This is a genomic window from Paraburkholderia sp. Tr-20389, from assembly GCF_017104565.1.
Taxonomy (GTDB): Bacteria; Pseudomonadota; Gammaproteobacteria; order Burkholderiales; family Burkholderiaceae; genus Paraburkholderia.
Genome location: NZ_JAAGPD010000001.1, coordinates 171354 through 191392, shown reverse-complemented (window position 1 = coordinate 191392; position 20039 = coordinate 171354). Strand labels below are relative to the sequence as shown.

At 62.7% G+C, this 20039-nt stretch carries 18 protein-coding genes; 1 reads left to right on the top strand and 17 read right to left on the bottom strand.

The genetic code is table 11. The features are described 5' to 3' along the window. Nucleotides 1-46: 46 nt before the first annotated feature. The 15 genes from G3N95_RS00885 to G3N95_RS00815 form a co-directional block, all read right to left on the bottom strand. Nucleotides 47-754 carry a substrate-binding domain-containing protein gene (locus tag G3N95_RS00885; RefSeq protein WP_205968070.1) on the bottom strand — a complete coding sequence of 236 codons (708 nt, stop codon included), beginning with the start codon at nucleotides 752-754 and terminating at the stop codon, nucleotides 47-49. Between the two features lie 7 nt (nucleotides 755-761). Then, complete coding sequence (gene ligK / locus G3N95_RS00880; protein WP_205968069.1) at nucleotides 762-1445, bottom strand: 4-carboxy-4-hydroxy-2-oxoadipate aldolase/oxaloacetate decarboxylase; 684 nt, start codon at nucleotides 1443-1445, stop codon at nucleotides 762-764. 1 nt (nucleotide 1446) lies between these two features. Continuing rightward, complete coding sequence (locus G3N95_RS00875) at nucleotides 1447-2472, bottom strand: amidohydrolase family protein (protein WP_205968068.1); 1026 nt, start codon at nucleotides 2470-2472, stop codon at nucleotides 1447-1449. Nucleotides 2473-2550: 78 nt separating this feature from the next. Continuing rightward, complete coding sequence (locus G3N95_RS00870) at nucleotides 2551-3900, bottom strand: aromatic acid/H+ symport family MFS transporter (protein WP_205968067.1); 1350 nt, start codon at nucleotides 3898-3900, stop codon at nucleotides 2551-2553. 94 nt (nucleotides 3901-3994) lie between these two features. Further along, nucleotides 3995-5308: a gallate dioxygenase gene (locus tag G3N95_RS00865; RefSeq protein WP_205968066.1), complete on the bottom strand. Its 1314-nt coding sequence runs from the start codon at nucleotides 5306-5308 to the stop codon at nucleotides 3995-3997. 59 nt (nucleotides 5309-5367) lie between these two features. Next, on the bottom strand, nucleotides 5368-5910 hold the full coding sequence (locus G3N95_RS00860) for a hypothetical protein (protein WP_205968065.1): 543 nt from the start codon (nucleotides 5908-5910) through the stop codon (nucleotides 5368-5370). Between the two features lie 432 nt (nucleotides 5911-6342). Beyond that, nucleotides 6343-7416: a GlxA family transcriptional regulator gene (locus G3N95_RS00855; RefSeq protein ID WP_241018158.1), complete on the bottom strand. Its 1074-nt coding sequence runs from the start codon at nucleotides 7414-7416 to the stop codon at nucleotides 6343-6345. Nucleotides 7417-7422: 6 nt separating this feature from the next. Next, nucleotides 7423-8790: an MFS transporter gene (locus G3N95_RS00850; protein WP_241018157.1), complete on the bottom strand. Its 1368-nt coding sequence runs from the start codon at nucleotides 8788-8790 to the stop codon at nucleotides 7423-7425. Between the two features lie 247 nt (nucleotides 8791-9037). After that, nucleotides 9038-10513 (bottom strand): cytosine permease, encoded by a 1476-nt coding sequence (locus G3N95_RS00845; RefSeq protein ID WP_205968064.1) that lies wholly within the window; start codon nucleotides 10511-10513, stop codon nucleotides 9038-9040. 16 nt (nucleotides 10514-10529) lie between these two features. Next, on the bottom strand, nucleotides 10530-11324 hold the full coding sequence (locus tag G3N95_RS00840; RefSeq protein WP_205968063.1) for a creatininase: 795 nt from the start codon (nucleotides 11322-11324) through the stop codon (nucleotides 10530-10532). 51 nt (nucleotides 11325-11375) lie between these two features. Further along, a complete protein-coding gene (gene glyA / locus G3N95_RS00835) occupies nucleotides 11376-12635 on the bottom strand; it encodes a serine hydroxymethyltransferase (protein ID WP_205968062.1) in 1260 nt (419 codons plus the stop codon). Between the two features lie 66 nt (nucleotides 12636-12701). Then, nucleotides 12702-13913: a M24 family metallopeptidase gene (locus tag G3N95_RS00830; protein WP_205968061.1), complete on the bottom strand. Its 1212-nt coding sequence runs from the start codon at nucleotides 13911-13913 to the stop codon at nucleotides 12702-12704. 162 nt (nucleotides 13914-14075) lie between these two features. Then, the gene (locus G3N95_RS00825) at nucleotides 14076-15089 is read right to left on the bottom strand and encodes a GlxA family transcriptional regulator (protein WP_205968060.1); all 1014 of its coding nucleotides are present in this window, start codon (nucleotides 15087-15089) and stop codon (nucleotides 14076-14078) included. Between the two features lie 71 nt (nucleotides 15090-15160). Then, entirely contained in the window at nucleotides 15161-15373 is a 213-nt protein-coding gene (locus G3N95_RS00820) for a hypothetical protein (RefSeq protein ID WP_205968059.1), read from the bottom strand. Nucleotides 15374-15496: 123 nt separating this feature from the next. After that, on the bottom strand, nucleotides 15497-16504 hold the full coding sequence (locus tag G3N95_RS00815; RefSeq protein WP_205968058.1) for an NAD(P)-dependent alcohol dehydrogenase: 1008 nt from the start codon (nucleotides 16502-16504) through the stop codon (nucleotides 15497-15499). A gap of 199 nt (nucleotides 16505-16703) precedes the next feature. Between G3N95_RS00815 and G3N95_RS00810 the strand changes: the two genes are divergently transcribed. Then, nucleotides 16704-17123 (top strand): helix-turn-helix domain-containing protein, encoded by a 420-nt coding sequence (locus tag G3N95_RS00810; protein WP_205968057.1) that lies wholly within the window; start codon nucleotides 16704-16706, stop codon nucleotides 17121-17123. Between the two features lie 78 nt (nucleotides 17124-17201). On the opposite strand, the gene G3N95_RS00805 is transcribed toward G3N95_RS00810, so the two are convergent. Both G3N95_RS00805 and garD read right to left on the bottom strand, forming a co-directional pair. Then, on the bottom strand, nucleotides 17202-18314 hold the full coding sequence (locus G3N95_RS00805; RefSeq protein WP_205968056.1) for a beta-propeller fold lactonase family protein: 1113 nt from the start codon (nucleotides 18312-18314) through the stop codon (nucleotides 17202-17204). Between the two features lie 63 nt (nucleotides 18315-18377). Then, the gene (gene garD, locus G3N95_RS00800) at nucleotides 18378-19970 is read right to left on the bottom strand and encodes a galactarate dehydratase (RefSeq protein WP_205968055.1); all 1593 of its coding nucleotides are present in this window, start codon (nucleotides 19968-19970) and stop codon (nucleotides 18378-18380) included. Between the last annotated feature and the right edge of the window lie 69 nt (nucleotides 19971-20039).

Here is a 20039-nt window from a genome sequence, read left to right as displayed (position 1 = left end):
AAGCGGTCGGCGGGAATCGCACCCCGCCTTGCCTCGTCCACGACGATCAGGCCGGCTCCATGCCCTGGCGGAGCTTGGCATCGTGGGCAGCGGGCGACGCGAAAAACGCGATCAGTGCCCGCGCGCTGTCCTGCCGCTGCGACGTGCCGCAGATCGCAGCGGAGAAAATCGTCGTCGATTGAATGTCGGGCGGCAAGAGTCCCGCCACCGTGATGCCTTCCACGTGCATCAGTTCGCTGAGCTGCTGGAAGCCGATATCGACCTCGCCGCTCGCGACGAGCGAGCCGACGGGCACGCCCGGCGGCGCCTGCACCACGCGCGGCATCGAAGAGTCCGCGCTGATCCCCCAGCCATCGAGCAGCTTCAACACGTACGCGCCGCTCGGTCCCGTCGAATAGCCGACGGACCGCGCATTCATCACGGCGCGGCGAACGGCCGCCCCGTTGCCAAGAGCGGGTGCCGTGACGCCCGCCTTCACGGCCACGGCAATGCCCGAGCGCACGAGATCCACGCGGCTGTGCGGATCGACGCGCCCGGCGGCAGCAAGGCGCTCGATCGCATCGGCGGCCAGCACGACGACGTCGTACGGTTCGCCTTCGAGCACACATCGTGCAGCCTCCACGCCGCCCATCGAATCGACCTCGACCGGCTCGCCCGTCTCGCGCCGATAGCCTTCCACCAGATCGGCAAGCAACTGGCGCGTCGCCATCGACGAGACGACCGTCAACGGTCCCGGAGCTGCGCCACTGACCATCGCCGCCTCAGTCGATATAGCGCAGTCCCGCCTTTTCGAGCGGACCACGCATGTTGTACATGTCGAGGCCGAGCACGCCCGACGCCAGCTTCGCGCGCTTCTCTCCTTCAAAGGCCTCGCGCGCCAGCGCCTTTTCCAGCACTTGTGCCGCCAATGCAGCGGGCACCGCGACCACGCCATCGTCATCGGCCACGACGACGTCGCCAGGGTGAACCAGGCCGCCCGCGCACACCACGGGGATATTCACCGAGCCGAGCGTCGCCTTCACGGTGCCCTTCGACGAAATCGCCTTGCTCCACACGGGAAACTGCATTTCGGTGAGCACGCGCACATCGCGCACGCCGCCGTCGATGATCAGCGCACGTGCGCCGCGCGCCTTGAAGCTCGTCGCCAGCAGATCGCCGAAGAAGCCATCCGTGTTGTCGGTCGTGCAGGCCGCGACCACGATGTCGCCCGGCTGGATCTGCTCGGCCGCGACGTGCAGCATCCAGTTGTCGCCCGGTTGCAGCAGCACCGTCACGGCCGTGCCGCCCACCTGTGCGCCTTCGTAGATCGGCCGCATATACGGCTTCAGCAGACCGACGCGTCCCATTGCTTCGTGCACCGTCGCGCTGCCGAGCGCGCCGAGCTGCGTCGCGACGTCGCCATCCGCGCGTTTGATGTTGCGATACACCACTCCGAGTTCGTACATGTCACTTTCCTTGAGCTTTGAGCGTGGCATCGAGGCGCGGATACACACGCCGTGCGTTGCCTTCATAAATCTTGTAGCGCTGTTCGGGATTCATATCGGCGGCTTCGACATAGCGTTTCGTGTCGTCGAAATAGTGGCCCGTTTGCGGATCGATGCCGCGCACCGCGCCGATCATTTCGCTGGCGAACAGAATGTTGTCGACGGGAATCACGTTCGTCAGCAGGTCGATCCCCGGCTGGTGATACACGCAGGTATCGAAGAAGATGTTGTTGAGCAGATGCTCCTGCAACGGCGGCTTCTTCATTTCCTGCGCGAGTCCACGGAAACGTCCCCAGTGATACGGCACCGCGCCGCCGCCATGCGGAATCACGAAGCGCAAGCTCGGGAAGTCGCGGAACAGGTCCGATGTCAGGCATTGCATGAACGCAGTCGTATCCGCGTTCAGGTAGTGCGCGCCCGTCGTGTGGAAGCACGCGTTGCAGCTCGTGCTGACGTGAACCATCGCGGGGATGTCGTACTCGACCATCTTCTCGTAGATCGGGTACCAGTAGCGATCGGACAGCGGCGGGCTCGTCCAGTGACCGCCCGACGGATCGGGATTCAGATTGATCGCGACATTGCCGTACTGCTCGACGCACTTCACGAGTTCGGGAATGCAGCTCGCCGTATCCACGCCCGGGCTTTGCGGCAGCATCGCAGCGGGAATGAAGTGCTCGGGGAACAATTGGCTCACGCGATAACACAGCTCGTTGCAAATCGCGGCCCACGTGCTCGACACCTCGAAGTCGCCGATGTGATGCGCCATGAAACTCGCGCGCGGGCTGAACACCGTGAGATCGAGACCGCGCTCGCGCATCAGGCGCAACTGGTTCTGCTCGATCGACTCGCGCAGTTCGTCGTCGGTGATGTGCAGTTCGGATGCCTTCGGCATCTCCGACGGATTGTTGATGCCAGCAATCTGGCGGTTGCGCCACGCCTCCAGCGCTTTCGGCGCGGTCGTGTAGTGGCCGTGAATGTCGATGATCATCGTTCTTCCCAATCGCTTGATGCTTCAAATCAGGCGCATGCCGCTCGTTCGCGGCAAGCGCCCTTCAATCCATGGAGCTTAGTGCGCCGCGTTGGCAGACACGGCCGGTCCATCGACCTGTTTGCGCTGCGTGACCTGGACCGCGATCGCCGCGAGCGTGGCGGGCACAGCGAGCATCGCGAGGATCGCGCCGAATTGCCAGCCGAGCCCGAGCAGCGCGCCGCCCACTGCGGAACCGAAAATGCTGCCGAAGCGGCCCATGCCGAGCATCCAGCTGACGCCCGTCGCACGTGCAACGGTCGGATAACGGCCCGGCGCATACGCATTGAGGCCCGTCTGCGCACCGCTCATGCAGAACCCGGCGGCGAACACCAGCAGCGCGAGCGACGACGACAGTGCGCCCATCCATCCCAGCGCGAGCACGAACACCGCGCCACCGACATACGCGGCGCTGATCACATGCGCCGGACGCGTCTTGTCCATGAACCAGCCGACCAGCACAGCGCCGATCGTCCCGCCGATCTGGAACATCGCCGTCACGTTGGCGGCAGCCGTCACGGAGAGGCCCGCGTCCTTGATGAGCGTCGGCAGCCAGCCCGTCAGCAGGTAGATCACGAGCAGGCCCATGAAATACGTGACCCACAGCGCCAGCGTGACCGAACCGTAGCCTTGCGAGAACAGCACGCCGATCGGCTTGCGCGTCGGCAGCGGCGGTTCCGTCGAGATGAACTTCTCGTCGCCGTCGAACCTGGCACCCGTCACACGGCCCAGCACGGAACCGATGCGTGCAGCAGGCGCACCGCGCACCGCGAGCAGGCGAGCCGATTCGGGCAGCAGCCAGATTTGCAGCGGAATCAGCACAAGCGGCAACGTGCCGCCGAAGATCAGCACCGAGCGCCAGCCATGCAACGGAATCAGCCAGCCAGCCGCGAAGCCGATCAGCGCCGACCCGAGGTTGAAGCCCGTGAACATGATCGTGATGAGCAACGCGCGCTTGCGTTGCGGCGAGTACTCCGACAGCAGCGTCGTCGAGTTCGGCATCGCCGCGCCCAGACCGATGCCCGTCAGGATGCGCAGCACGGCCATCGACACCGGCGACTGCGTGAACGCAGTCATGATCGTGAACACGCCGAACAGAAACACCGACGCGATCAACACCCACTTGCGGCCGAAGCGGTCCGATGCCGGACCGGCTGCGAGCGCGCCGATCACGAGACCGATCGGCGCTGCGCTCATCACGAGGCCGAACTGCGGACGCGAAATGCCCCAGTCGTGAATGATGGACGGCGCGACGAAGCCCATGATGGCGACGTCCATCCCGTCCGCGGTGACGGCCAGGAAGCACAGCACCACCAGTAGCCACTGATAGGCCGAAATGTGGCGTTCGTCGATGAACGCCTTGATGTCGATTGTCTTGCTCGCCGGCATGTGTAGTCTCCTAAAGTGCGGCGCGTGCGTACTGGCGTTGCGTGCGATTCATGTTCGATGCACGTCGCGCCAGTCGCGGCAACGCGATGGGCGTTCAGCCCTTGTTGATGTCTTTTGCTTTTTCCGCGTCTTCCCAGTCGGCCTTGGCAGCGGTTTTACCCGCCACCGAATAGAGCGCGCCGGGCGCGTTGCGGGTCTTCTGAAACTCTTCGAGCGTCTGGCCGCGCATCGCGGCGTAGATGTGCAGATTCGATACGCCCGTCACGGCGCCGAGCTTTTCGAGCATGAAAAAGATCACGCCGTAATGAAGCAGGCCGCGCCAGTCGCGTCGACGCAGCAGGTCGCGCTCCTGTTCGCTCAGGCCCGCTGCCTCGAAGCTCGCTTCCTGGTCGGCGATGAACGCTGCGCGATGCGCGGGTTCGATCATCCGGTGCAGGTATTCGTTGATGCGATAAGCCTTGACGGCCGTCTCGATACTGAACGGATAGGTGCCTTCCAGCTTCTCGACGTTCGTGAGTTCGACGGCCATGCGATCGCGATGTCGCTCGACGACGGCAGGCCGCGTTTCGCCGCCCTGCCCTTCGAAGATCGCCGTCGCAATGCCCGCCATCGACGGCAGGTAATAGCTGCGATGCTTGCAGACGACATTCGCGGGCAGCGCGCCGCGCATCGTCAGCCACATGATCACTTCCGCGCCTTCGTAGCCGCCCAGCTCGGCGTATTCGGCGAGGGTCATGCCCGCGAGCTGTTCCGGATCCTGTTCGAGCAGATCGAGGAAGCGGTGGTCCCACGGCGTATTGTTGAAGCCCGAGCGCTCGCCGTGCACCTGATGCGACAGGCCGCCCGTCGCGACGATCGCGACATCGAGGTCTTCCGGATAGCTCTCGACGGCGCGGCGCAGTGCCTGCCCGAGCTTGTAGAAGCGGCGCGCGCTCGGCACGGGCAATTGCAGCACGCCCATCTGCAGCGGCACGAGCTTCACGGGCCATTCGGGCTTGTGCGGACACAGCATCGACAGCGGCGAGAAACAGCCGTGATCGAGCGGCTTGTTCTGGAAGAACGACATGTCGAATTCGTCGGTCATCAGCGACTTGCCGACGTGCGCGGCGAATTCGGGGTGGCCCTGGATCGAGGGAAGATCGCGCGGTCCGCCGCCCTCGTCCGCCACGTTCCATTCCTGCCCCACGCCGAGTGCGAATGCGGAGTAGTGATCGAAGAAGAACGACGTGACGTGATCGTTGTAGATCAAGAGCAGAACATCGGGGCGCTTTTCCGCGAGCCAGTCGGCGAGCGGCGCGAAGTTCTCGAAGATGGGCGCCCACACAGGATCGTCCCGCTTGTTCTTGTCGAAGGCAAACCCGATGGTGGGCGTGTGTGAGGCCGCAATGCCTCCGATGATCCGTGCCATGCCAAAACTCCTTGGTAGTGCTGGTACTTTCCTGCGGACCGACGCGTGCGTCCGTCCTTCTATCGTTTCTGCGGGTCGAGCATGCGCTTGACGACCAGCGCGAGCGGAACCGTGAACACAAAGTGCGACATGAAGCCGCCGACGATCACGTTCGGATCGAAGTAATTCGGGTGATTGCTCGACGCAATCGAGATCAGCACGTGCATCACGATCCACGCGAAGATCGCGTAGAACAGCGCGACGAACGTGGCTTCATAACCGCGCCGGCGGAAATACGGCCAGATCAGAGCAAACAGCACGCCCCATCCCAGCGCGAAGAAAAAGTGGATTGCGGTGCCGAGGAAATACGCCCAGATGCCCAGCGCATCCTGAACGCCCTTGCCGAACACCAGCCCCGTCGCGTTGCGTGGAATGCCCGCGAGCGGCATCAGATGTTGTGCGCCTACCCAAACCAGCGCCTCGTAAATCCAGATCAGCACGGCACCCGTTAAACCGCCTGCCATGCCCGCGCGAATCGTCGCCTTGAGGTCGTGGCGATCCGCTTCGGGGTTGCCGAGATGCCGGCGGGAATCGTTACCGCTCGTGGCCAGATGACTGCCCATGTCTCCTCCTTCGTAGTCACATTGAACGAAATTCGTCGACGGTCGCCGCGCCCGTTTGATTCGTTCGGCGCGATGCTTTGGTCTTCGACCAGTCGACGGTGCTTATGGGATACGAAGTACAAACCCAGGCCGCCGCAACGTGAACACAGGGTAAACCCTTGTCAAACCAGGTTCAACGGCACGGTGACAACGGTCTGCGGATGGAAAAGGCAGGTATGAGGAAAGCGGGAAGGCCGCGTGGAGCGCATCCCACGGTATCCCGTCTGGAGACCGTGTGCGTTGTCGTCCTGCTGTTCGCTGCGCGGACTCATAAACAAAACAGATGGCTTAATAGCGACTCTGAGTGGGATCGCGTTGAAACGGCAGTGCAGGCGTCGCGTGACCGGCCCGCAACGCGTCCACGCCCGTCGCGTAGGTCGCGAATTCCGTCGCTCACACCTGCTCGACGGCGACAGACTCGCGAGCCCGATCGGCGCGATAGGCATTGGGCGCGACCGCGAACTCCTTGCGAAACTCGCGCCCCATGTGAGAGGCATCCGAGAACCCGCAGAGCGCGGCGATCTCCGCCACGGTTCGCTCCGAGTCCGTCAGCAGCCACGCAGCCGTCTTCAGCCGCAAGCGCCTCGCGTAGGCGAGAGGCGACTCGCCCGTTTGCGTCTTGAAGAGACGCTGCAACTGGCGCACCGACATATCGACGCGTCCGGCCAGTTCATCCAGACTCAACGGCCGCCCGATGTGCTGCTCCATCAGATGCACCACCCGTTTGACGCGAGGATGCGTGACGGGCTTCGTCCCCGGCGGGTGCGGCTGTGGCGCACTCGCCCGCTGCGCGTCTTCCACGAGCAGAATGCGCAGTGCCTTCTGCACCGTTGCGGCATCGAGATGTCGTTGCAGAATGGCCGCCGCCACATCGATGGACGCGCGTCCGCCCGAACAGGAAATTCGCCGGCGATCGATGACGAACAGCCGGTCTGCGACGAGCAGCGTCTCGTCCACGCCCGGAAATCGCGCGATGTAATCCCAGTAGTGAAACCAGCTGACGCACACGCGATGCCCGTCCATCACACCTGCTCGCGACAACGCGAACACGCCGGTGCAGATGCCCACGAGTGTCGACGACGTATCGGCGGCACGGCGGATGAAGCGCAGCGTCGCGTCGCTGGCGCCGGGTCCGGAATGAAGCAGGCCGCCGATCACGACGAGGTAATCGAACGTGCCGGCATCTTCGAAGGTTTGCCAGGGCTGGATCTGAATGCCGCAACTCGCCCGCACGGGCGTCAGCGTCTCGCCGACCACCGTCCATGCGCAGCGGACCGGTTTGCTGAAATCGCCCTCGTCGCTCGCGAGGCGCAAGAGATCCACGAAACCGGAAAACGCCGTCAACGTGAAGTTCGGCAACAGGACGATTCCAAACTTCACGGGCCGGGTTGCCTCAGCCGCGGCGGCACGGCTCTTTGCCGCGCCGCCGCGTGCTCTCGATCCGAATGGATCGTCTGCGATGCGCATGGCGGGTTACTCGTCGGCCAACGGTGCACGCGAGGTTTCGCGGCTCGCGCTCATCGCAACCAGCGCGACGACGGCCGCGCCCACCAGATACCACGCGGGTGCGAGCTTGCTGCCCGTCGCGCCGATCAGCCACGTCGCCACCAGCGGCGCCGTGCCGCCGAACAGCGCATTGGCCGCGTTGAAGCAGAATGCAAAGCCGCTGTAACGCACCCGCGTCGGGAAGATCTCCGACAAGAAGCAAGGCAGTGTGCCGTCGTTCATCGTCAGCAACGCACCGAATGCAATCTGTATCGCGACGATCGTCATGAAGCCCGCGCCCGCCAGGCCCTTGAAGAGCGGCACCGTCAACACCGCGAACAGGATCGATGCGCCGATCAGCATCGACTTGCGGCCAAGCCGGTCCGACAATGCGCCCATCAGGAAGATCAGGCCGATGTATGCCGTCAGCGAGATCGTCGCGGCGATGAACGACGCGGTCTCATCCATGCCGAGTTCCGTCGACAGATAGGTCGGCATGTAGCTCAGCACCAGATAGAACGCGACGGCATTCAGGCAGGTCGCGCCGAACGCGATCAGCATCTTCACGCGATGCCTGCCGAGCAGTTCTGCAATAGGCGCACGCGCGACATGGCTCTGTTGCTCGATTGCCTTGAAACGCGGCGTGTCCTCGAGCTTCACCCGGATGTATCGGCCGATCAGACCAAACGGTGCGGCGAGCAGAAACGGCAGGCGCCAGCCGAACGAATGCAGTTGCTCGCTGCTCAGCACCGCGTGCATCACAGCAATCAGAATCGAACCGAACAGCAGGCCTGCCGCCGTGCTGGCGGGCACGATGCTCGTATAGAAGCCGCGCCGGTTCGACGGCGCATATTCGGCGAGAAACGCCGACGCGCCTGCATACTCGCCGGAAGCGGAAAAACCCTGGATCACGCGCACCAGCAGAAGCAGCGCCGGCGCGAGCACGCCGACCTGTGCGTAAGTCGGCAAGAGCGCAATCACGAACGTCGACGCCGACATGATCAGAATCGACAACGAGAGCGATGCACGCCGGCCGATCTTGTCGCCGAAATGCCCCCACACGATGCCGCCGATGGGCCGCACGATGAACGAAATCGCGAACACGCCATAGGCCGCCAGTAACCCGGTGGTGCCATCCGTCTTCGGAAAGAACACGACGGCGATGATCGTCGCGAGGTAACCGTACGACGCGTAATCGAACCATTCGACGAAGTTGCCGATGAAGCTCGCACAGGCCGCGCGCCTGAGCAGTTTGGGATCGACTGCCGGGACTGCGGCACCGCCCTCGCGCGTGACGTCAGTGGACGCGATGCCACTCGCGGGGGACTCTCCACGTAAAGCTCTTCTCGTATTCATTGACACTCTCCAAACCTCATGTTGATCGAACCGGCTTGAGTGCATGGTAGAAGTCCAGTAACGCGGAATATTTCCGCTTTCGACAACGTGCTCACTGTTTCCGACATCGAGGGTATACGCCAGAAAAAGCGCTTCGAGTGTCGCTAAAGTCGAATGAAAACGAGCGCGTAAACGCAAAAAGGCCCGCTATCTCCGCTGGCGTCATAAGACGCCGACGGACATAGCGGGCAACCTCGGAATAAACGAATCAGATCGACGTGGAGTGAATATCGCCGCGCAGGCGATCGCCAGCCGATGTCGTCAGAAAGAGCGGATGTCGACGCGCAAGCAGGAAGTACGCGATACCGCCCGTCAGCAGAGAGAACTCGAAACTCAGATCACCCCAGCCGAGATAGTCGCGCATCAGCGGGCTCACGTAGGTCGGCGAGTTCGAGAACACGATCGATGCAACGATACCCAGCATCCACGCGATGATGCCCGGCCAGAAGATTCCGTTCGTGTACCAGTACGCGCCGCTGCCCCACTTCATCCATTCGTCGGGGCGATAGTGGCCGCCGCGCATGAAGTAGTCGACGACGACGATCGCGGCCCAGGGCGCAGTCCAGAAGACCATGTAGTTGAGAAAGACCTGATACATGTCGAAGAACTGGCCATAGAACACGGTGACCACGCGAAACGACAACGTGAACAATGCGATGATCGCAAGCGACGTCACGCGATTGATCGGGATGCGCAGCGCGAGAAGACCGAGACCCGCTGTATAGCCGTTGGGCACGTTCGCTGCAATGCCGCCCAGGATGATGGCGAACAGCAAGGGCACGATGAACCACGTCGGCAGGAAGCGGCCCAACTGGCTCACGGGATCTTCGCCGAGCGAGCCGCCAAGCGCCGTCGCAAACAGCACGCCGATCACTTCGCAGAACATCAGCGCGACGAACTGACCGCCGCCTGCCGCCAGCACGATCTTCTTCCAGCTCGTTTCCGCGGGGAAATAACGGCTGTAGTCGGAGGCGAAGTTGGCCCAGCCGATCGGGTACGAAAACACGATTCCCATTGCGATCAGCCACGTGCTGAACGATCCGCCGCCGTGATTGACTTGCGATGCAATCGCGAGACTCGTGTGCGGCAACACGAATGCCGCAAGCCCCGCGAACAGTACGGCGAGTATCAGCGCGATCCATTTCTCCGCGGCGATGATGGTCGCATGCCCGAAGATTGCGAGCACGATCTCCGCAGCCAGAATGATCGCGAGCGACACCCACACCACGCCATGGCTATGAAAACCGCCCATTTTCAGCAGCGTTTCGAGTGCCTGGGTCGCGACGACGGAATTGATCGAGAACCAGCTCAACGCTGAAACGAGACTGACGGCTTTCGGCAGGAACGAACCGAGTTGCCCGAAAGAGCTTCTCGACGTCATGATCCCCGACGTGCCCGTTTTCGGCCCCATGATGGTCGTCAGTCCCAGCACGAAGCATCCGAATGCATTGCCGACCAGAATCGCGAGCAAGGCCTGCCACAACGACAGTCCTTGAGAAAGCGCCAGCGCGCCGGTGACCACCACCACGTAATTCGTGTTCGCGCCGATCCACATCTTGAAGAGTTCGGCGGGCGTGCCATGCCGGTCTTCGCGGGGAATCGGGTCGATCGCGTGCTGCTCGATGCTCCATGCCTTGTCGGCGACTACTTCATGTGTCGGGTGACTGCTCTCGCGCGTGCTCATCGCTCTCTCCCGGTTGTCAGGCCCGCGATGCTTTCGCACGCGCTTGCCAGGCTTCGCCCAATGCCTGCGACATCCCTTCAACGCAGACGTCGAACAGCAATTTCCCCTTTTCCGCCGACGCATTCGCAGCCGAAGACAGACATCCCGATGCGGGCGTCCACTCGGCAATCGGCGGAAACACGTCGTAGGGCGGGAAGGTCGCGGCCGCATGCGTGGGCACCTGCGACATGTCCACCAGATGCGGATGCAGATGCAGCATCAGCGAGGTTTCGAGCACGCCGCCGTGCTCGACGGCCCAACCCGGGAAGCCGTCGGGATAGATACGCGCAATCGTCTGCTCGGTAACGAAGTCCCAGTACGACAGCATCACGACCTGCAAGTCGTGAATGCCTTCCCACTTCAACTCGCGCAGCGCAAGGTCGATTCCTTCGACCGCGAACATCGAGTTCTCGAAGTGGCCGTTGATCAGGCAGATCTTGCGTGCGCCGTGCCGCGCGAATTCCTTGAGGATGTCCTTGATCGTCGACGACAACGTATGGCCGTCGAGACTCGTCGTGCCGCACAGATGATTGCCGCCGCCGCTCTTTTGCTGCGACTTGTATCCGTAGGCAATCGCGGGCGCGACCAGCGCGTCGATGTTCTGCGCGACCGCGACGCCGATCGCCGTCGGCAGCAGCACATCGGGGTTCATCGACATGTGCGGCCCGTGCTGCTCCAGCGCACCAAGCGGAATCAGCACGGGCCAGCCGCCGCCGATGCGGCGCGCGTACTCGGGCGCCGCCAGTTCTCCTATCACCACACTTTGCTTCATGGCTGTTGCCTCCTGATTACGTCAATCCATGTCCCGTTGTTCACGCGCGCTTCACAGGCCCCGATACACGGGCAACCGTGCGCACAGTTGCGCAACCTGTTCGCGCACGCGAGCTTCCGTCCGCTCGTCGCCGATACCGTCGAGCACGTCGCACACGAGCGACGCCGTCAGCCTCGCATCGTGCTCGACGAATCCGCGTGTCGTGATGGCCGGCGTGCCGATGCGAATGCCGCTCGTCACGAACGGCGACTGCGGGTCGTTCGGCACCGCATTCTTGTTCACCGTGATGTGCGCGCGGCCGAGCGCCGCGTCCGCGTCCTTGCCCGTGATCCCTTTATCGACGAGATCCACCAGCAAGAGGTGATCGTCCGTGCCGCCGGACACCACCTTGTAGCCCCGCTCGATGAACACGTCCACCATTGCGCGCGCATTGTTCAGCGTCTGCTTCTGGTACCCGGCGAACTCCGCGCCGAGCGCTTCCTTGAACGCCACCGCCTTTGCGGCGATCACATGCATCAGCGGTCCGCCTTGTGTGCCGGGGAATACCATCGCACTGAGCTTCTTTTCGAGCGCTTCATTCGCGCGCGCCAGTATGAGGCCGCCGCGCGGACCGCGCAGCGTCTTGTGCGTGGTCGTCGTCACGACGTCCGCAAACGGCACGGGATTCGGATACAGGTCCGCGGCAACCAGGCCCGCGACGTGCGCCATATCGACGAACAGATACGCGTCGATGCGATCGGCGATCTCGCGGAAGCGCGCGAAGTCGAGCACGCGCGAATAGGCCGAGAATCCGGCGACGATCATCTTCGGGCGATGCTCCAGCGCCAGCCGCTCGACGTCGTCATAGTCGATCAGTCCCGTCGCCGCATCGACGCCGTACTGGACCGCGTTGAAGACCTTGCCCGAGAACGACACTTTCGCGCCGTGCGTCAGATGCCCGCCGTGCGCGAGGCTCATGCCGAGAATGGTGTCGCCGGGCGCGAGCAGCGCGAGATAGACCGCCGCGTTCGCCTGCGAGCCGCTGTGCGGCTGAACATTCGCATACGCGGCGCCGAACAGCCGCTTCGCTCGCTCGATAGCCAGCGTTTCGACCACGTCCACATGCTCGCATCCGCCGTAATAGCGCTTGCCGGGATAGCCTTCCGCATACTTGTTCGTCAGCACCGAACCCTGCGCCTCCAGCACGCGCGGGCTCGCATAGTTTTCCGACGCGATCAGCTCGATGTGATCTTCCTGTCGTTGACGCTCGCGCAGCATCGCGTCCGACAGTTCCGGATCGAAACCCGCGATGGTCTGTTCTTTTGAAAACATGTACAACGCCTCCTGCCACAGTGGGTCGCCTGCGGCTCGCGCCGCAGGGCTACGCGCAAACAGCCGTCAGGCCGCGATGATGTTGCGCTCCGGTCCGTACGGGAAGCCGGTGATGTTGGTCGCGCCCTTCTCGCCGATCACGAGAATGTCGTGCTCGCGATAGCCGCCTGCGCCCGGCTGACCTTCCGGCAGCATGATCATCGGTTCCATCGACACGACCATGTTCGGCTCCAGCACCGTCTCGATGTCTTCGCGCAGTTCGAGACCCGCTTCGCGGCCGTAGTAGTGCGACAGCACGCCGAACGAGTGGCCGTAGCCGAACGTGCGGTACTTCAGCACGCCGTACTCGGCGTAGATCTTGTTGAGTTCGTTCGCGATGTCGCAGCAGCGCGCACCCGGCTTGATCAGCTTGAGACCTGCTTCATGCACCTCGACGTTGATCTTCCACAGGCGCAGATACTCGTCCGGGCAATGATCGAAGAACATCGTGCGTTCCAGCGCCGTGTAGTAACCGGCGATCATCGAAAAGCAGTTCAGGCTCAGGATGTCGCCCTTCTGCACCTTGCGCGTCGTGACGGGATTGTGCGCGCCGTCGGTGTTGATGCCCGACTGGAACCACGTCCACGTATCCATCAGTTCCGAATCGGGAAAACGCCGCGCGATTTCGCGCACCATCGCCTGAGTCGAAGCGAGCGCCACTTCATGCTCGGGCACGCCTTCACGCACGGCCGCTGCGAGCGCCGCGCCGCCCACGTCGCACACGTTCGCGCCGTGTTTGATCAAGGCGATTTCTTCCGCCGACTTGATCATCCGCATGCGCATGGTCTGCGCGCTGATATCGACGAATTCGACGGCAGGCAGCGCTGCCTTCAGTTTAGCCAGCACTTCGACGGGCATCTGGTCGAATTCGACGCCCACGCGGCCCTTGTTCTCGATCTCGCCCTGCACCGCACGGAAAAAGTTGTCGCGCTGCCAGTCGGTATAGACCACGTTGTAGTCGCCGACCGTGCGCCGCCACGGCTGGCCGCCGTCGATGTTCGCCGAGATCGACACGACTTTCTTGCTGGTCACGACGAGCCCGTACTTGCGGCCAAACGAGCAGTAGAGAAAATCCGCGTAGTAGTTGATGTTGTGATACGACGTGAACAGTACGGCGTCGATGTTGTCGCGCGCCATCAGCTCACGCAGTTTGCCTTGACGGCTTGCATATTCGGCGTCGGAGAAGGTGTGCTTCACTTTCTCGCCGTTCTCGATGCGGATCAGGTTCTCCAGTTTCATGTGCTCGACTCCTCGGTGAAAAATCCAGTTGAAGTGAGCCTCATGTTAGGGTTCTGCCGCTTTCGAATATTTCTCGATGCGACACTGGAGTTTTCGTTTTCGACATCGAGGGTTAACCACGATCCTTGCCGCATTCACGCGTGCCTGCTTGCTGTGGGGTGTTTACAGCGCCTTCTGATAGCGCCTGCGATCGGCTATCGGAGAGATATGAAACTGCGCCTTGTAGCGGGTCGAGAAATGCGTCAGCGATGTGAAGCCGGTGCGGGCGCAGACCTCTTCGAGCGGTTTGGCCGTTCTGTAGAGCAGTTGCCGCGCGCGCAGCAGACGGATTTCCAGGTACGCCTGCGCCGGCGTCTTGCCGAGCCGCTCCTGGAACCATCGTTCGAGCTGCCGTTGCGAGACGTCGAGAAACGTCGCGATCTCCGCGACCGACAGCGTTTCCTCGACGTTGCTTTCCATGACCTGCAGCGCTTCGTCCAGTTTCGCGTGCTCGGCGCCGATGTACTGCCGCAGCGACGTGACCTGACGCTGCTCGTGACTGCGCCGCTCGGCGACCAGCAGTTCGAGCACGCGCGCCGCCAGCGAATGGCTGCCGGGCGGCATGCCGAGCAGATGCACCATCAGATCGAGCGGCGCAACGCCTCCACTGCACGTGTAGCGGTCGCGGTCGACCTCATACAGGCGGTTGGAGACGGTGAGTTTGGGGAATTGCTCCAGCAGCACGTCCTGGTCTTCCCAGTGAATCGTGCATCGATAGCCGTTCAGAAGGCCCGCTCGCGCGAGAAAGTAGCTGCCCGTATCGAGTCCGCCGAGCGCGGTGCCGCTGCGCGCGTGATAACGCAGCCAGTCGAGCACCGCGCCGATGCCCTTGCGTGGAATCGGATTGGGACCGACGACGAACACGGCGTCGAATTTCCCTGCGTCAGCCATCGACGTGTCGGGCATCACGCGGATGCCGTCGCTCGAACACACGAACTCGTTGCTGGCGCCGATCAGCTGATAGTCGTAAACCTTGCGTTCGACCAGCATGTTCGCGATACGCAGCGGATCCACCGCGGTGCCTAGCGCGATCAGCGAAAAGTTGTCGAGCAGCAGGAAGCCGTATCGCGTGACGCGCAGATCATGCACGCCCGCATCGATACGGCTCTGGAGAGGTGGCTCAGGAGTTGACGACATGACCGGCCGCATCGGAAGCGATGATTGAAACCGGCATCATAGCGTCACTTCATTCGGCTGCCGCTCAGGGATCAACGTAAGAACGCGACGAGCTGAAGGACGGTTCCGGCTCCCGCGATGATGGTGAACACGGCCGCCAGCACAACGCCGGCCGTTTCCTTGATTTGCTCGACGGTGGTCGACGGCTGGTCGCGCGGAACGCTGCGGGCTCTCGCTCGCCCGTCCTGCACCGGTTGCGCCGCGTACCCGTTGACGGCTGTTTGCCGACAGTTGTTCGTGTTCATTCTGGATCAGTGCCGTAGAGAGATGCGCTGCGCGTGTTAGTGGACGACCACGGCTACTTCTTCGGCGCTGATCCGGAAAACTTTAGAGGTCTCGCGACGCATGAGCACGTGCGCCGCCCTCTTTTAAATCGACAGACAAACCTTGCCGAAATGCTTGCCGGCTGCCTGATGGCGGAAGGCATCGGCAATCTCGTCGAGCGGATACGTGCTGTCGATCACGGGCTTCATTCCGTTTACGTCGATCGCGCGGATCATGTCGCTCTGGTGCCTGCGGCTGCCGACGATCAACCCCTGAAGCTTCTGCTGGCGACGCATCAGATCGACCGTCGGCACCTGCCCGGCGATGCCCGTCAACACGCCGATCAGCGCGATATGGCCGCCGATCCGGCACGCGCGTATCGATTGACCCAGCGTGTCCGGTCCGCCCACTTCCACGACGTTGTCGACGCCGCGCCCATTCGTGAATTCGAGTACTTTCGACGCCCAGTCGGTATCGCGCTTGTAGTTGATCAGATGATCGGCGCCGAGCGCGCGGGCTTTTTCCAGCTTTTCGTCGGATGACGAAGTCGCGATCACTGTCGCGCCCATCTGCTTCGCGAACTGCAGCGCGAAGATCGACACGCCGCCCGTGCCCTGCACGAGCACGCTGTCGCCCGCCTTCAGCGAATAGTCGACGACCAGCGCGCGCCACGCCGTCAGGCCCGCCGTGGTCAAGGTCGCCGCTTCCGCATGGCTGTAGCCGCGCGGCGCGTGCGTGAACCATTGCGCCGGACGCACGACGATTTCGCGAGCGTAACCATCGACGCCATCGCCCGGTGTGGTCGAAAAATCGTCGAGCATCGGACCGCCGTCGAGCCAGTTCGGAAAGAACGTGGAAACGACGGAATCGCCGACGGCGAATTCGGTGACACCATCGCCGACCGCTTCGACGACGCCTGCGCCATCCGACATCGGAATGCGCTTGTCATCCGCGGGCAGGCGGCCGGTGACGACGCCCAGGTCATGGAAGTTGAGCGAACTCGCGTGAATGCGTACGCGGATTTCTCCCGGCGCCGGGGCGCCCGGATCGGCGAGTTCCACGCGTTCGAGATGGTCCAGTCCGCCGGGGCGGCGCAATGTGATGGCTTTCATCGAAGCAACTCCTGATGGTCGATTGATGCACGCACGAACGGTGAGTTCGCATCGGCATCGAAATGGCAATCGCGCCCATGTGACGGCGCGCGAGGTCGCGGAAGGCCCGCGACCACAGCGTGATTGTCCCGTCGTACCTCGATAGCCGCAAGAAGGTACAATTAAAGCCGGTACTATCAATTATGTAGGTATAAAAGCCATGCGCCCCAAACGTCTGGACAGCAAGAGCGGCTGCGCTGTCGAGGTCACACTGTCCGTCATCGGCGGCTTGTGGAAGCCGGTGATCCTGTTCCATCTGCTGAACGAGAAAAAGCGCTTCATGGAACTGACGCGGCTGATGCCGAACACGACACAACGCATGTTGACGCTGCAACTGCGTGAACTGGAAGCGGATGGCATCGTGACGCGCCACGTGTATCCGCAAGTGCCGCCAAAGGTCGAATACGAGTTGACGCCGCTCGGCAAAACGCTCGAGCCGGTACTGATTGGCTTGCGTGAATGGGGTGAGTCCTGGCAGACGCGCCGGGAGAAGGCGGTCGGGGAGGAGAAGGAGAAGACGGCGCCGAAGACAGCGGGAACCCGCCGACGCCGTGCGGACGCTGTTGAACAAGCCGTCTGAGATAGTGCAAACGGCTGCTGGGTCTGCAATCAGACGCTATTGCGCGAGGCACCTCGCGCAATAGCAACGAGCCTCGAATTACTGATTCGATCCGTCGAAGCCCACCACTTCGACCCAGTTGGCGCCCTTGCCTACCGGGTACTTGCCGATCTCGCCAAGGTCGCCGGTCTTCGCGTCGATGCGGTACACGCTCATCGTGGGAGACAACTGACCGACGGCGAACAGATATTGCCCCGTCGGATCGATATTGAAACCGCGCGGCTGCTTTTCCGTCGGATACGTGCCGAGCCGTTTCAGCTTGCCCGTAACCGGGTCGACCTTGTACGACGCCAACGTGCTCGACGTGCGTTCCGATGCGTACAGGAAGCGCCCGTCCGGCGTCAGATGCACATCAGCACCCCACGGTTTGTCGCCCGAAAACGCCGGCGGCAGAATCGACACCGTCTGGATCGGCGTGACGGTATCCGTCGCGCGATTGAACGACAGCACGTGCAGCTTGCCGTCGAGTTCATCGATCAGATACACGAACCGTTGATCGCGCGAAAACACGAAATGACGCGGCCCCGACTTTTCGGGCAGCTTGTACGCGGGCGCGCTGTCTTCCGTCAGTTGTCCCGTCGAGGCATCGAACTTCAGGCGCAGCCAGGCATCCGAGCCGAGCACCGATGCAAAGGCGTAACGGTTGTCGCCGGAGGTACGGATCGCATGGGCCATCGGTCCCGTCTTGATGGTCTGCTGCACGTCCTTCGCAACGCCATCCGCGCCGATCGCGTTGACCGCGAGCAGGTTCCCGCCATACGACGCGGAAAACAGATAGCGCCCCGTCGCATCCGTCGACACATAGGCCATGCTGTCGGCGAGCGGCGCCCTGCCCAGTTCGATCAGACGGCCATCGAGCGGATTGATCGCGAAGCTCACCACGCGATACGGCGTGGAGCGCAGCGCCGCATACAGACGACGATGGTCCGGCGACATCGCCATCGGCATCACCGCACCGTCGACGGGCACCGTTTCGACCGACGTCAGCTTGCCGTTGGTCTGATCGAGTGCGAGCACGGAAATATCCTTGCTGTCCGCGTTCGACACATACACATAAGTCGATGCATGAGCCGCCACCGATGCCATCACCCCGAATACGGCACCCGTCACGATCCGAAGAGCGCGTTTCCCGAACTTGTCTTTGCTTGTCATTGTTGTCGTCGATGTTGAAGTTTCACTGCATTCTTCGGATTGCCTGCGTCGAAACACATCCGCTCAGGTCACGGGCGCCGGATTGAAGAGCACGAGCGCGTTGTGCAGTTTGAGCGCTTCGGCGCAGGTCTTTTTGCGTCCGCTCGCGACTTCGAGCATCAGGCGGAACAGCTCCCAGCCCACATCCTCGATCGTTGCTTCGCCGGTTGCGATCGTGCCCGCGTTCACGTCGATCAGGTCGAACCAGCGGCGCGCGAGGTCCGTGCGCGTCGCGAGCTTGATGACGGGCACTTCCGCGAGGCTATACGGCGTGCCGCGGCCCGTCGTGAACACGTGCAGATTGATCCCCGCCGCCACCTGCAGCGTGCCGCAGATGAAATCGCTGGCAGGCGTTGCCGCGTAAATCAAGCCCTTTTGCTTAGCTTTCTCGCCCGGCGAGAGCACGCCGGAGATCGGCGAATTGCCCGACTTGATGATCGAGCCCATCGCCTTTTCGACGATGTTCGACAAGCCGCCTTTCTTGTTGCCGGGCGTCGTGTTGGCGCTGCGGTCCGCGCCGCCGCGCTTGAGGTAACTGTCGTACCACTCCATTTCGCGGATGATGGCCGCCGCGACATCGGCATTGGCCGCGCGCGCCGTGAGCTGGCCGACGCCGTCGCGCACTTCCGTCGTTTCCGAAAACATCACGGTTGCGCCCGCGCGCACCAGCAGGTCCGTTGCGAAGCCGACGGCAGGATTCGCCGTGAGTCCGGAGAAGGCGTCGCTGCCTCCGCATTGAACGCCGATCACGAGATCGGATGCGGGACAGGTCTCGCGACGCCGCGCATCGAGCCGCTTCAGATGCCCTTCCGCCATCTTCATGATCGATTCGATCATCGCCTGAAAGCCGACGTGCGAATCGTCCTGCAAGGTCACGACCTCGCCGTTGCCCGCCTTCGCGGAGAGATCGCCGATATCCGCGACGTCTTCCGTATTCGTCGCCGTGGCGATCGGGATCGTGCCCGGCGGCATCAGGCGCTCGGGTTGCAGCTTCTCGCAGCCGAGGCTCACCATCATCACCTCGCCGCCGAAGTTCGGATTCAGGCTGATGTTGCGCACTGTGCGAATGGGCACCATCGCATCGGGCGCGTCGATCGCGACGCCGCATCCGTACGTGTGTCCGAGGCTCACGACGTCGTCGACATTCGGATACTTCGGCAACAACTCGGCCTTGATGCGCGTCACCGCGTGCTGAACCACGTCGGCTACGCACTGCACGGTGGTCGTGATCGCGAGGATGTTGCGCGTGCCGACCGAGCCGTCCGCATTGCGATAACCCTCGAACGTATAGCCGTCGAGCGGCGCCATGTCGGGCGCCTTGATCGTCGCGATGGGCAGGTCGTCGAGCGCCGGCGGCGTCGGCATGCGGATCACGTGCTCGTTCACCCAGCTGCCCTTCGGCAGCGCCTTCAGCGCATACCCGATGACCACGTTGTAGCGCACGACAGCATCGCCTTCGGCCAGATCCTGCAGCGCGACCTTGTGCCCTTGCGGCACGCGCTCGCACAAAGTCAGGCCGTCGGGGAACACGGCGCCCGTGTCCAGACCGCCGTCGTTGACGACGATCGCGACGTTGTCTTCGGGGTGTACGCGAATGTAAAGCGGAGATTGTTTCATTGCCTTCAACTCGATCGGCTTAAAGCCTGCAATTTCGTCAAACAACTTAGGCGTCATCGTACAACATTT

What these genes read in the sequence shown, in the direction of transcription:
- G3N95_RS00805 (WP_205968056.1), bottom strand. Translation starts at nt 18,314, where the DNA reads ATGACAAGCAAAGACAAGTTCGGGAAACGCGCTCTTCGGATCGTGACG.
- G3N95_RS00855 (WP_241018158.1), bottom strand. Translation starts at nt 7,416, where the DNA reads ATGCGCATCGCAGACGATCCATTCGGATCGAGAGCACGCGGCGGCGCG.
- garD (WP_205968055.1), bottom strand. Translation starts at nt 19,970, where the DNA reads ATGAAACAATCTCCGCTTTACATTCGCGTACACCCCGAAGACAACGTC.
- G3N95_RS00840 (WP_205968063.1), bottom strand. Translation starts at nt 11,324, where the DNA reads ATGAAGCAAAGTGTGGTGATAGGAGAACTGGCGGCGCCCGAGTACGCG.
- glyA (WP_205968062.1), bottom strand. Translation starts at nt 12,635, where the DNA reads ATGTTTTCAAAAGAACAGACCATCGCGGGTTTCGATCCGGAACTGTCG.
- G3N95_RS00875 (WP_205968068.1), bottom strand. Translation starts at nt 2,472, where the DNA reads ATGATCATCGACATTCACGGCCACTACACGACCGCGCCGAAAGCGCTG.
- G3N95_RS00830 (WP_205968061.1), bottom strand. Translation starts at nt 13,913, where the DNA reads ATGAAACTGGAGAACCTGATCCGCATCGAGAACGGCGAGAAAGTGAAG.
- G3N95_RS00850 (WP_241018157.1), bottom strand. Translation starts at nt 8,790, where the DNA reads ATGAATACGAGAAGAGCTTTACGTGGAGAGTCCCCCGCGAGTGGCATC.
- G3N95_RS00870 (WP_205968067.1), bottom strand. Translation starts at nt 3,900, where the DNA reads ATGCCGGCGAGCAAGACAATCGACATCAAGGCGTTCATCGACGAACGC.
- G3N95_RS00810 (WP_205968057.1), top strand. Translation starts at nt 16,704, where the DNA reads ATGCGCCCCAAACGTCTGGACAGCAAGAGCGGCTGCGCTGTCGAGGTC.
- G3N95_RS00815 (WP_205968058.1), bottom strand. Translation starts at nt 16,504, where the DNA reads ATGAAAGCCATCACATTGCGCCGCCCCGGCGGACTGGACCATCTCGAA.
- G3N95_RS00860 (WP_205968065.1), bottom strand. Translation starts at nt 5,910, where the DNA reads ATGGGCAGTCATCTGGCCACGAGCGGTAACGATTCCCGCCGGCATCTC.
- G3N95_RS00865 (WP_205968066.1), bottom strand. Translation starts at nt 5,308, where the DNA reads ATGGCACGGATCATCGGAGGCATTGCGGCCTCACACACGCCCACCATC.
- G3N95_RS00825 (WP_205968060.1), bottom strand. Translation starts at nt 15,089, where the DNA reads ATGTCGTCAACTCCTGAGCCACCTCTCCAGAGCCGTATCGATGCGGGC.
- G3N95_RS00845 (WP_205968064.1), bottom strand. Translation starts at nt 10,513, where the DNA reads ATGAGCACGCGCGAGAGCAGTCACCCGACACATGAAGTAGTCGCCGAC.
- G3N95_RS00820 (WP_205968059.1), bottom strand. Translation starts at nt 15,373, where the DNA reads ATGAACACGAACAACTGTCGGCAAACAGCCGTCAACGGGTACGCGGCG.
- G3N95_RS00885 (WP_205968070.1), bottom strand. Translation starts at nt 754, where the DNA reads ATGGTCAGTGGCGCAGCTCCGGGACCGTTGACGGTCGTCTCGTCGATG.
- ligK (WP_205968069.1), bottom strand. Translation starts at nt 1,445, where the DNA reads ATGTACGAACTCGGAGTGGTGTATCGCAACATCAAACGCGCGGATGGC.